The 11,463-nt window shown below is 45.3% G+C and carries 10 protein-coding genes; 5 read left to right on the forward strand and 5 right to left on the reverse strand.

The genetic code is table 11. The features are described 5' to 3' along the window. Positions 1-80: 80 nt before the first annotated feature. Positions 81-896, forward strand: coding sequence for a helix-turn-helix domain-containing protein (locus LAY57_RS05490; protein ID WP_249065317.1), 816 nt, complete (start codon positions 81-83; stop codon positions 894-896). On the opposite strand, the gene malQ is transcribed toward LAY57_RS05490, so the two are convergent. After that, positions 893-2,497, reverse strand: a complete 1,605-nt coding sequence (gene malQ, locus LAY57_RS05495; RefSeq protein ID WP_275993633.1) for a 4-alpha-glucanotransferase — start codon at positions 2,495-2,497, stop codon at positions 893-895. The genes LAY57_RS05490 and malQ overlap by 4 nt on opposite strands. Positions 2,498-2,546: 49 nt before the next feature. Between malQ and LAY57_RS05500 the strand changes: the two genes are divergently transcribed. After that, the gene (locus LAY57_RS05500) at positions 2,547-2,978 is read left to right on the forward strand and encodes an NUDIX domain-containing protein (protein ID WP_249065319.1); all 432 of its coding nucleotides are present in this window, start codon (positions 2,547-2,549) and stop codon (positions 2,976-2,978) included. Between the two features lie 53 nt (positions 2,979-3,031). Here the strand turns inward: LAY57_RS05500 and LAY57_RS05505 are convergent, their stop codons facing one another. Next, a complete protein-coding gene (locus LAY57_RS05505) occupies positions 3,032-5,452 on the reverse strand; it encodes a diguanylate cyclase domain-containing protein (protein ID WP_249065320.1) in 2,421 nt (806 codons plus the stop codon). A gap of 308 nt (positions 5,453-5,760) precedes the next feature. Then, a complete protein-coding gene (locus tag LAY57_RS05510; protein WP_249065321.1) occupies positions 5,761-6,876 on the reverse strand; it encodes an EAL domain-containing protein in 1,116 nt (371 codons plus the stop codon). A gap of 94 nt (positions 6,877-6,970) precedes the next feature. Between LAY57_RS05510 and LAY57_RS05515 the strand changes: the two genes are divergently transcribed. Continuing rightward, positions 6,971-7,123: a Rid family hydrolase gene (locus tag LAY57_RS05515; RefSeq protein WP_249065322.1), complete on the forward strand. Its 153-nt coding sequence runs from the start codon at positions 6,971-6,973 to the stop codon at positions 7,121-7,123. A gap of 151 nt (positions 7,124-7,274) precedes the next feature. Here LAY57_RS05515 and LAY57_RS05520 read toward each other — a convergent pair whose 3' ends face one another. Continuing rightward, on the reverse strand, positions 7,275-7,892 hold the full coding sequence (locus LAY57_RS05520) for a Uma2 family endonuclease (RefSeq protein ID WP_249065323.1): 618 nt from the start codon (positions 7,890-7,892) through the stop codon (positions 7,275-7,277). A 318-nt stretch (positions 7,893-8,210) separates the two neighbouring features. Here LAY57_RS05520 and LAY57_RS05525 point away from each other — a divergent pair, with 318 nt between their 5' ends. Both LAY57_RS05525 and LAY57_RS35720 read left to right on the forward strand, forming a co-directional pair. Beyond that, the gene (locus LAY57_RS05525; RefSeq protein ID WP_249065324.1) at positions 8,211-9,149 is read left to right on the forward strand and encodes a pentapeptide repeat-containing protein; all 939 of its coding nucleotides are present in this window, start codon (positions 8,211-8,213) and stop codon (positions 9,147-9,149) included. Between the two features lie 24 nt (positions 9,150-9,173). Beyond that, positions 9,174-10,478: a Rid family detoxifying hydrolase gene (locus LAY57_RS35720; RefSeq protein WP_275993634.1), complete on the forward strand. Its 1,305-nt coding sequence runs from the start codon at positions 9,174-9,176 to the stop codon at positions 10,476-10,478. Positions 10,479-10,773: 295 nt separating this feature from the next. Here the strand turns inward: LAY57_RS35720 and LAY57_RS05540 are convergent, their stop codons facing one another. Next, positions 10,774-11,364: a pentapeptide repeat-containing protein gene (locus LAY57_RS05540; protein WP_249065325.1), complete on the reverse strand. Its 591-nt coding sequence runs from the start codon at positions 11,362-11,364 to the stop codon at positions 10,774-10,776. Positions 11,365-11,463 lie beyond the last annotated feature (99 nt).

Here is an 11,463-nt window from a genome sequence, read left to right on the forward strand (position 1 = left end):
TTGGATAACAGATAATTTGGTTAAACCCATCCCTAACACTCATCAGTAGATGTGCCAGCAGATGTCAAGGAACGCAACGTATGAAGAGGAATAAGAAGGAGAATCTACTTCCTTATCTTGAAAAACAAAGAGCCGAAAAACTAGCAGAGATGGGAAGTTACCTGCGCCATTTGCGGGAGGAACAGAGTCTGTCCCTAGAGGAAGTTGCAGCTAAGACCAAAGTTCAGGCGCGTCTGCTGAATGCGATCGAAGAAGGAAATCTAGAGCCACTGCCCGAACCCATATACATCCAGGGTTTTATCAAGCGATACGCAGATGCGCTAGGCTTGGACGGAGCCGAATTCGCCAGCGTCTTCCCCACAGGACAAAGCTTTCAATTCCTTAAAGCTTCCTGGCGGGGTTTGCCCACAGCACCTCAATTGAAACCGATTCACCTTTACTTGGTTTACATATTGTTGATTATCGTCACCGGGAACAGTTTATCTCACCTACTGAAAAACTCCACTATGCAAGCCAGCAACCAGGAAACGGAGAAAAACGAGCCGAAAAAAGCGATCGCACCTCCGCCCAAGTCGGATAATAAACCCAAGCCAGACAGCTTAGCGCTCCTGAGCTCGAATTCCAGCAGCAATATCCCTAAATCCGACAAGCCGTTGCGAGTGGGCGTCACCCTCAAAGAAGAGTCTTGGATTCGCGTTGTCGCCGACGGGAAAACCCAGTTTGAAGGAACTCTGCCTTCAGGCACTCAACGCGCCTGGGAGGCAAAGGAAGAACTGATTATCCGAGCTGGCAATGCTGGCGGAGTGCTAGTGACTTTTAATGAGAAGCAAGCCGAGCCATTGGGAGTTTCAGGTCAGCCGGAAACAAAGCGTTTCAAAGCCGGCCCTCAATCTTAAACAGGCATGGGAGATCGGCCATATATTTCGGTCAAAGTCTTGAGGAATTCACGATCTTCCCACCTCAAAGCATCCCATCGATAGCGCCACTCCCAGTTGCCCTCTCCAATCCCAGGTGTATTCATTCGAGCTTCGGTACCTAATCCCAAGACATCTTGAAGAGGAGTAATGACCTGATTCGCCACAGAGCTTAAAACCAACCGGATTAAATCCCAATGAATTCCATCAGCACTGGTACAACCCAAGTAACGCAGGACGCTATTTTTTTCCTCATCCGACAATTTATTAAACCACCCCACCGTTGTATCGTTATCGTGGGTGCCTGTGTAAGCTAGGCAGTTGCGATCGTAATTAAACGGCAAATAAGGATTGCCGGGGTCAGAACCAAAAGCAAACTGCAAAATTTTCATGCCTGGGAACTCAAACCTGTCTCGCAGCGCCTCTACCTCCGGCGTAATTACACCTAAATCCTCAGCCACAATAGGTAGATTGCCCAACTTCTCCTTCACTACCTCAAACAAAGCAGTTCCAGGCGCGTCCACCCACTCACCGTTCACAGCCGTTTCTTCGCCCTGCTTAACAGCCCAAAAAGACTCGAATCCCCGGAAGTGATCGACACGAATAATATCTACATAATCCAGCATCGACTGGAAGCGCTGCACCCACCAATGAAAATTATCTTTCTCCAATTCCTCCCAGTTATAGACCGGGTTGCCCCACAATTGACCAGTTTCGCTGAAATAATCTGGCGGTACGCCTGCCATCAGTGCCGGTTCGCCCGTTTCTTCATCCAGGCAAAAGATTTGCGGATTAGCCCAAACATCAGCACTATTGTGAGCCACATAAATAGGAATATCGCCAATAATTTGGATACCCCGCATATTGGCGTAGCGCTTCAGTTCCGACCACTGGCGAAAGAACTGGAACTGAACGAATTTATGAAAAATAATCTCAGCGTTTAGCCTGCGCCCCAACTGATCCATAGTGCCCGGTTCGCGCTTGGCTAGTTCCGGTGACCAAGTATGCCAGCTGGCACCTTCATGAGTATCCAGAAATGTCATAAATAAAGCATAGTCATCCAGCCAGTAAGCCTTGCTCTGACAAAAACCCGCAAATTCTTTTTGCAGGAACTCTGAAGCTCTGGTTTTAAAGTTCTCGCAGGCTTTCTGGAGCAGAGGTATTTTGGTTTTGATTGCTAGCTCGTAATCTACCTTATCAGCTGGAAATTCGGGCAGATTGGCAAAATCCTCCTCATTTAACAACCCATCATCTCGCAGTTTCTCCGGGCTAATCAGCAGCGGGTTGCCAGCCATCGCTGAAAAACACATATAAGGGGAATTGCCATACCCTGTTGGCCCCAAAGGCAAGATCTGCCAAAATTGCTGTTTGCTTTCTGTTAAAAAATCTACAAAGCGATAGGCTTCTAAGCCCAACTCTCCTACGCCAAAGCGACTCGGAAAAGAGGTGGGGTGCAGCAAAATGCCACTGGATCTGGGAAACGGCATATATAACCTATAATCAAAATAAGAAGCAGACGTTACGACATTATCACGGTAGGGGGCTTGCGCGTACTTATACCGGCTTGGCGGTAAAAAATTCAAAAACTTATTTGAGCCTTACCCCGATCGTAAACTTCAGATTTTTTGGCTCGTGACTTACCGAAATCCTACTCCTACTGTCGATATCATCATTGAATTGATCGATCGATCGCATCGACCGATAGTACTAATTGAACGCCAGAATCTACCCCTCGGTTGGGCTATTCCTGGTGGTTTTGTTGACTATGGGGAAACTGTCGAAACCGCAGCGCGGCGGGAAGCCCAGGAAGAGACGGGTTTAAATGTGGAGTTGATTGAGCAATTCCACGTTTATTCTGACCCGAATCGCGACCCGCGTCAGCATACGATGAGCGTTGTGTTTATTGCAACGGCGACGGGGGAACCAAAGGCTGGGGATGATGCTAAGGGTATGGATGTTTTTGAATCTTGGCGGATGCCGAATAATCTCTGTTTCGATCACGATCGCATTTTGCAGGATTATTGGCGTTATCGGCATTATAGAATTCGCCCTCGTTTATTTTAAAGGCAAATGTTTTCGCATTCGTCCGCAGTAACATTACGCTTACTCATATCCGCTCAGCACCTCGGTGGAGAAGAGTGAACTGTTACCTGATTGCGCCCCCGCTTCTTCGCCTGATACATTGCTTCATCAGCCAGTGCAATCAACATTGCGATCGAAGAAGTCGAGGCAGGCATGGTACTCGCAACCCCCAAACTGAGGGTAACGTATTCCCCGACGCCAGAAGTAGCATGAACAATCTTCAGCGCCTCAACTTCAGCGCGAATCTTCTCTGCAACCTTAACTGCCCCTTCTGCTGTGGTACTGATAAGAATCACAGCAAATTCTTCCCCGCCATAGCGAGCGACTAAATCCGTTGGGCGTTGAGCTGCACAGCTAATCGCTTTCGCCACCTGTTGGATGCAATGGTCACCTGCTTGGTGCCCGTAAGTATCGTTGTAAAGCTTGAAATAATCAATGTCGCACAGAATTAGCGACAATGGCTGGCTCTCCCGTCCCATTTGCACCCAGGCTCGATCGAGATACTCATCAAACCGACGACGGTTCGCTACCCCAGTTAAACTATCCAACTTAGCTAAATGTTGCAATTCTTGATTAGCTCCTTGAAGCCGATCGTATAGTTCGGCTTGCTGAATTGCGATCGCCAATTGGGTCGATAATGAAGCGAGCAAGTTAATCTCAAATGGTTGCCAAGCTCTTGGTTGGCAACAATGATGGGCAACGAGCAGACCCCAAAGGTTATCTCCTTGCATAAGTGACACTACAAGTTTTGCCTTTACCTGCAACTCATGCAAAAAGTCAACGAGACAGGGGGTGATGGCCGAAGTTTCCACATTTGCGATCGCACGAATGCGTCCTTGTTTGTAAAGATCGTGGTACTCAGTGGGAAAAACTTCAGCTGGGAAAGTACGCCCCAAAATGGGTGACCAACTGGGTGTAAGTGCCTCCGTTACAGCACTTCCTGTCCCATCTGTCCAGAGGCGGTAAATTAACACGCGATCGCACTTCAGAAATTGGCGTACTTCTGTCACAGTTGTACTGAGAATATCCGACAATTTTAGCGATCGGCGAATGCGTTGAGCGATTTGAGCAACAAGTTGCTCCCGTTCGGCTTGCTGTCCAAAAGTTTCCTCGGCTTGCTTACGCTCCGTAATGTCTCGTTGAATCGCTATCCAATGGGTATACCACCCCATTTCATCAGCAACTGGTGCAATATTCAGCTCAACCCAAAACTCAGACCCATCCTTGCAGTAGTTAATAATTTCCACTCGAACTGGTTGCCACGCCTTCAGTGCCATCCGAATCTTGTCACGGGTTGCCCGGTCAGTTTTGAGCCCTTGGAGAATGCGCGGGGTCTTGCCTAATACCTCCTGGGGACTGTAGCCAGTCATCTCGGTGAAGGCTTTGTTTACATATAAAATTCGGGGGCCGGAATCGGTAATCGGCTCAGCTTCAGTAATCACAACGGCATCATTTGCATTCACAACGACTGATTCGAGCAAACGTAACTGGTGTTCTGCTTGCTTGCGCTTAGTTATATCGCTTAACGAACCAACAATGCGCTCAATCTTGCCATCGGTTCCTCGCTTAGCCAGTCCTCGAACCAGCACCCAACCGTAGGTGTCGTCTTTGTGCTGGATCTGATGCTCGCTGATAAAGTATTCGCTGACATCATGCAACGCTTGTTGTGCAAGGTAGTCAGTCATTTGAGTTTTGATTTGTTCTTGCGCTTGAGGATGTACCCGATTCGACCACTCTTCAATGCTAGAGCCAATCTCAGACTCCTCATACCCCAGCAGGGCTTTCCAGCGGGGCGAAAAGTACACTCGATCGGTTCTGAGATCCCAATCCCAAAGACCATCGTTGGTTGCTTGCATAGCAAGGGCATATCGCTCTTCACTCAGCCGTAATGCTTCGAGCCGTTCGGCTTGAGCGACAGCAATGCTAAAGTTGTCAGCTACTTGTTGGAGGAGTTCGATCTCAAACGTTGACCACTGTCGCGATTCCCGACACTGATGAGCCACGAATAGCCCCCAAAGTTCTGACTCGAACAGAATTGGTACGACCAGCTTTGCCTGGACTTTAAACTGTTGGAGAAATTCGATTAGGCAGCTCGATATCGAAGCTTTTTTGATATCTCCAATCACTTTAATCTTTCCGTGGCAGTACTCCTGATGAATTTCGACTGGAAAAACCTCAGACGGAAACGTTTGTCCCAAAACCGCTGGATAGTCGGGATCGACAGACTCTGCCACGGCACTACCAGTCCCATCTCCCCACAATCGATAGACCAATAACCGATCGCACGCTAAGAGTTGACGCACCTCGGTAACCGTAGTCTGGAGAATGTCTTCCAGATTCAACGATTGGCGAATTTTAAGGGTGACATCTCCTAGCAATTTTAGGGATTGATTTTGGCGTTTTAAATTTTGCTCAACTTGTTGATATTTCGAGTTCTTAAAAAACTGTTTAAACATGATCGATCGCTTTTTGGTATATCAATCCTACTTCATACTACTCACGCAGTCTTGAAGAGGCATTACTCCTGCTTCCAGCAAGGGGATCGGCCCTTTCGGGTCAAATATGCTGATGCAGGGCACGGCATAATTAAAATTTTCATATAAGTAGGTGGGCATAATTAAACGTAAAACTGCCAGGCCCTAGAAACCCGGTAACTCCTGCGAAACCGGGTTTCTCTTAGTTCAGTTTATTTACGCCCACCTACTTACTACAAAAATATTCATTATGAACATTAGCAACAATAATTCCGAAAGACCTTGACGACTTACCCAACTTCCAGAGAGCTTGTGGTAATTTGAGGGGGAGTTATCAGCGGAAAAGTCGTCGGGTGGCTAATGAGATAGCCCTGAACAAAAGTTGCTCCCCGCTGTCTGACCCAATGCAGCTCTTCAAGCGATTCGATGCCTTCAGCGATCGTCTGGATGTTCAAGTGGCTTGCAATCTCTAAAATCTTCTCAGTTACGAATGCCTTATAAGGGTCTGCCTGCACATTGCGAATCAGGCTCATATCAAGCTTAATGAAATCAGGACGGAGTTGGTGGAGCAAGTTGAGATTAGAACCTCCTTCGCCAAAATCATCTAACGCCATGCGAAAACCCGCTTCCCGGTAGACATTGAGAATGTCTTTGAGATGTTCGGTATCTTGAGGCTGATTAGACTCAACAACCTCGAAAACGATCTGTTCGTGAGAAATACCCGCTTCATCAATCGCCTGCATTGTGGAGCGCAAGCAGGAAGTAGGATCGTAAATGGAAGTGGGAGAAAAGTTGATAAAAATGTGTTCTTTGATTTGGTGTCTCATGGTTTCGCGAATTGCTGTGCGCCTAGCGATGAGATCGAGCTGAACCAATATGCCTGCTTCTGTCGCCAACGAGAAAATTTGACCGGGAGGAATAAAGCTACCATTAGGAGCAATTCCACGGAATAAGGCTTCTTGAGCAAAAATCACCGAGGTATCTTGAGTAGAGACGATCGGCTGAAATTGACAGGTGACGCGATCGGCTGCTAGCAAGTCCAGCAACCAACCCGACTGATTAAGGTGAGTCAGACGAGCCAAAGTCGTCGTGCGAGCGCAATCGCGAAGTTGGGGCGCGTTCGCGTGAGTCATGAACAATGCCTGCGTATTTTTTAACTCGTTGTGGGTCAGTATCCCAGCTAAGGTGTTGACGCAAGTTTCGGTTTGGACTTCCTCCAACTGAATAGCAAGACACTGCCCCTCCTCCTTGAGTTCGTAGTCCAGCTCGGCTTTTCGCAGGTAATGGAGGACTTTCGTCAGACTGTGACCGGAGGGAAACCACAGGTATAATCTGCCCTTTCCCTCAATTTTGGTGGGTAAGGTTTCACAGCGGGCACAAAGGCTAGGAGGTTGAGTATGGTTCATACGCTAGTTCGATCGGGGTTAACTAACAATCTTAGTATTCCCTGCCACACCTAAATAGTACGGATCGCGGTAGTCATTAGAAAAAGTGACATCCATGACTCGCAAAATTATTCGCACAGACGCAGCACCCGCACCAGTCGGGCCATACAATCAAACTATTGTCGCCAGCGGCGAAATGGTTTTTGTAGCTGGACAATTTTCGATCGATCCCAGAGTCGGTCATCTTGTCTATACCGATCGGTTTTGAGTTAAGATTATTTTCGCAATGCTTCGCCCCTAGCCCCCTCCCCAGATTTATGGCTTAACCGACTCATCGGTTGCTATACATAGTCTTCCACAACCGTTGGGAGTAAGTGCGATCGCAAATTACCTCGGTTAAACCAACTCTCGAACAGTTTTTATCTTGCTGCTTTAAAAAGTTGCCATGCTGTTAAGTTTAATTCGGGAAATGTCAGGGATTCTATGAGCGAATTTTCCCGAAACTGTTTGACAATATATTCACCATCAATTAGTTGATATATGCTGAGGGTGGGTTGTTTTGGGTTGCCAATAAAACGTCTTCCTCCTAGTCCAAGATAATCTACGACCCAATATTCGGGAATTCCCAGTGCTTCGTATTCTTCAAGTTTTAAACCATAATCATCGCTCCAATTGGTTGAGACAACTTCGATAATTAAGCGGACAGAAGTGCCTTTAGTGATGATAGATTCTCTTTCCCATCGCGGGTCTTCTCCAATAGTTTGTTCATCGAGGACAATCACATCTGGTTCGTAGCCCGATTCGTTGCGTTTAGATTTGATGACGCATTCTTTCGGAATGAAGTAGGGTAGGTTAAGACGGTCAATTTCAATCCCTAACTTTAGCGCACCAAAACCCGCTACTTTAGAATGTTTTCCTGTTGGTTTTGGCATTTCAACGATTACTCCGTTGTGTAGTTCGTAGTGGTTTCCTGCCTTTTCTGGATACCAGGCGATGAATTCGTCGAAGGTGAGTAATTGCGTTATGGCTTGAATCATAGCGTTTACCCTTTGAGGATGGGAAAAATTATTGGATATTCAGATAATTTTATAATAACTCAAGTTGCTAGTTACTTGCGTTCTGGGTACGTTGTTGCGATGCCGCGCTCTTATCCCAGTTGTAATAATAGCGCTAAAGCGCAACAACGTACCGAACACCAGCCTCAACTATATAACTAGCAACTTGCGTTAATATTTTTGGCTCGATTCGGTAAGTTTTTCAAGGAACTGCTAAGAGAAGAAAGTTTTTTTGAGTTACTTTGCGTGAAAAAAAGCACTTTGGTGGTATAGTGATTTAGGGACATCGAAGGGTAGATTATGGACGCTGAAGAACTTTTAGCAAAATACACAGAAGGACAACGGAAGTTTAGTTCGGCAAAGCTGAGCGGGGTAAACATCCAAGGTGCAGACCTAAGTGAGATAGACCTAAGCAGTGCTGATTTTACTGGGGCGGACTTGAGTGAGGCCAAATTAACTAAGGCGGTGCTTACCAGTACTAACTTTAGTAGTGCATTGCTCAGTGGCACAAATTTGAATGGGGTACTGGGAAACTACATAAATCTGAGTTGGGCAGACCTCAGCGGTGCTGACTTAAGTAGTGCCAAGTTGAACAGTCAATCCAACTTGAGTAATGCTAACTTGAGTGGCGCTAATCTGAGTGGTGCTGATTTGAGTGGTGCTAACTTCAATAATGCCAACTTGAGCGGTGCTAACCTGAGTGGCGCTAATCTGAGTGGTGCTGACTTAAGTAATGCCAGCCTGGACAAAACAAACTTGAATGGTGCGAATTTAAGTGCAGCAAAATGTAATCGAGCTTTCTTTCGGGAAGCTAACCTAAGTAGAGCCAATTTGAAAACTACAAATTTGGCAGGGGCAAACTTAGCTGGTGCAGATTTGAGTCGCGCAAGCTTAGTTGGGGCAACCATTACAGATGTTAATTTCCAAGGGGTTAAGCTTCACGCAGTAAATCTAGAGGGATTTGATTTGTCAGGCATGAATCTTGCTCAAGCGGATTTGATGGGCGCAGACTTAAGAGAAAAAAACCTCAGAAAAACCTCCCTGCAAGGAGCGAATTTAGAGGGAGCGAATCTCCGAGGCGCAGATTTGATTAGAGCAAATTTAAAGGGAGCGAACCTTAAAAGAGCAGACTTGACTGATGCAAGAACTTATGGGGTAAACATCAAAGATATAGACCTCGCTGGTGCGATAATGCCCGATGGAGAAATTTACAAACCTGAAACATCAAAGAAAGATTGATATCAATGACTCGCAATTTTAACCATGAATAGTGACGAACTTATTGAAAAATACGCACAAGGCGAACGGAAATTTCAGAAAGCAAACCTAAGTGGGATAGACCTCAAAGGTGCAGATTTGAGTGGGATAAACCTAGAGAGTGCAGATTTGACCGGATCTGAGTTAGATGAAGTAAATCTGACTAATGCCAATCTCACTTCAGCAAACTTTAGTAGAGCATCTCTGATCAAAGCCAATTTGAGCGAGGTGCAGGGTTCTTCAGTAAATTTCAGTTTAGCGGAACTCAGCGGTGCAAATTTGAGTAAAGCAAATCTGAGTAGTGCTAACTTTACTAATGCTAACTTGAACAAGGGTACAAATTTGTGTGGCGCAAATCTGAGTTGTGTAAACTTCAGTAATGCTAACTTGGACAATGCCAACCTGAGTGATACAAACCTAAACTATGTAAATTTAACCAAAGCTTCTTTGATTGAAACAAATCTAGTCAGATCGGATATTAGTAGTGGAAATATAACTGGGGCAAACTTGGCTGGATCTGATTTAAGTCGGGCAACTCTAACTGCTGTTACTCTTAAAGATACGAATCTCCCTAGATCTAGACTTCGGGGTGTAAAACTGATAAACTATGATTTATCAGGCATGAATTTGGCTGATGTGGATTTGGGGGCAGCAGATTTAACAAATACAAAGTTTAGAAAAGCGTTTTTGCAAGGGATAAATCTAGAAAGAGCAGGTCTGCAAAACACAGATTTCATGAAGGCAAATCTTAAAGGTGCAAATCTGAGGAAAGCAGATTTAACTAAGGCTAACATTTATGGAGCAAATCTTCAAGATGCAGACTTCACTGGTGCGATAATGCCTGATGGAGAAGTCTATAAACCAGAAGATTTTGAGGTAGAATTTACTAAGCAAAAAGTTTCGTTAGAAAAACAGATATCTATGACTCGCAAAGTTATTCGCACGGACGCAGCACCCGCACCAGTCGGCCCATACAATCAAGCCATCGTCGCTAGTGGCGAAATGGTTTTTGTAGCAGGACAAATCGCCATTGATCCTAGAGTTGGTCATGTTGTCTATACCGATGATATTACCAAGCAAACTGAATGCGTGATGGCTAATCTTGAAGCTATCCTAAAAGCTGCTGGTGCTAATTGGTCAGATGTGGTAAAAACCAACGTTTTCTTAACAGATATGAACGACTTTGCCGCGATGAATGCGGTGTATGCTAAATATTTTGATGAAGCAACAGCCCCGGCGCGTGCTTGCGTACAAGTATCCCGTCTGCCAAAAGACGTTTTGGTAGAAATTGACTCCATCGCTGTAATTTAGGCTTTGGCTTACTCCCTTCGGGCTAGAAGATTATCTATTTCACGCAAGTTGCTAGTTACTTGCTTTCTGGGTATGTTGTTGCGCTTTAGCGCTCTTATCCCAGTCGCTAAAGCGAATAACATACCTAATATTACTGGCTCTTTCGGAGTTGCTATGCTTTTGTTCACTTAAGAACATTTTTATTTCTTTTCTCCTCTAAAATATCGACTTTTTGAGCCATAACCATAAGTTTCTTAACAAATTTAAATGTAAAAAATGAATAAACAATCTTTTTGAGAACACATCCTTAACGAGTTTAACGGCTTCGGACTGTTAACTCATCAGGCAACAATGCGCCCTCAAGCTTAGCTTGATATACGTCTGCCCCAGTCAGGTTTGCTCGATTTAAGTTTGCTCCCGTAAAATCTGCAAACAGAAGACTAGCCTCACGCAAGTCTGCCCCAGTTAAGTCGGCAAACTTCAAATTAGCACAGATCATGTCTGCTTTAGTTAAATTTGCGTAGCGTAGGTCGGCTCTAGTGAGGTTGCTTCTCATCAGATTGGCTTCCGTTAAGTTGGCTAACCTTAGATCTGCTCTAATTAGAAATGCTTCATTAAAATCTACTTTAGCTACGGTTGCTCTGATCAAAATTACGCCATTCAGGATTGCTCCATTTAGGTTTGTCCCAGTTAAGTCCGATCTCCATAAAGTAGCCCCTGTTAAGTCTGCTTCATTCAGTTTTGCGCCCCGCAGGTTGGCATTATTCAAGTTGGCTTCTGCTAGGTTTGCTCTCCAGAAGATTGCCCCAGACAGGTTGGCATTACTCAGGTTTATTCCTTGTAGATTGAGAAAGCGAAAATCTCTTTCTCCTTCTGCATATAGGCGATTAAGTTCGTCAGCATCCATTTTGTATCTGCGAGCTTGTGGCTCATTGAGCTTGTTAATTTATATAAATTATTGTAACATTTATTTTGAATACTTCGTAACAATCATGTTATTTCCTAC

The organism is Argonema antarcticum A004/B2 (genome assembly GCF_023333585.1).
GTDB lineage: Bacteria > Cyanobacteriota > Cyanobacteriia > Cyanobacteriales > Aerosakkonemataceae > Argonema > Argonema antarcticum.

What these genes read in the sequence shown, in the direction of transcription:
- LAY57_RS05540 (WP_249065325.1), bottom strand. Translation starts at nt 11,364, where the DNA reads ATGGATGCTGACGAACTTAATCGCCTATATGCAGAAGGAGAAAGAGAT.
- LAY57_RS05515 (WP_249065322.1), top strand. Translation starts at nt 6,971, where the DNA reads ATGACTCGCAAAATTATTCGCACAGACGCAGCACCCGCACCAGTCGGG.
- LAY57_RS05490 (WP_249065317.1), top strand. Translation starts at nt 81, where the DNA reads ATGAAGAGGAATAAGAAGGAGAATCTACTTCCTTATCTTGAAAAACAA.
- LAY57_RS35720 (WP_275993634.1), top strand. Translation starts at nt 9,174, where the DNA reads ATGAATAGTGACGAACTTATTGAAAAATACGCACAAGGCGAACGGAAA.
- LAY57_RS05525 (WP_249065324.1), top strand. Translation starts at nt 8,211, where the DNA reads ATGGACGCTGAAGAACTTTTAGCAAAATACACAGAAGGACAACGGAAG.
- LAY57_RS05520 (WP_249065323.1), bottom strand. Translation starts at nt 7,892, where the DNA reads ATGATTCAAGCCATAACGCAATTACTCACCTTCGACGAATTCATCGCC.
- LAY57_RS05510 (WP_249065321.1), bottom strand. Translation starts at nt 6,876, where the DNA reads ATGAACCATACTCAACCTCCTAGCCTTTGTGCCCGCTGTGAAACCTTA.
- LAY57_RS05505 (WP_249065320.1), bottom strand. Translation starts at nt 5,452, where the DNA reads ATGTTTAAACAGTTTTTTAAGAACTCGAAATATCAACAAGTTGAGCAA.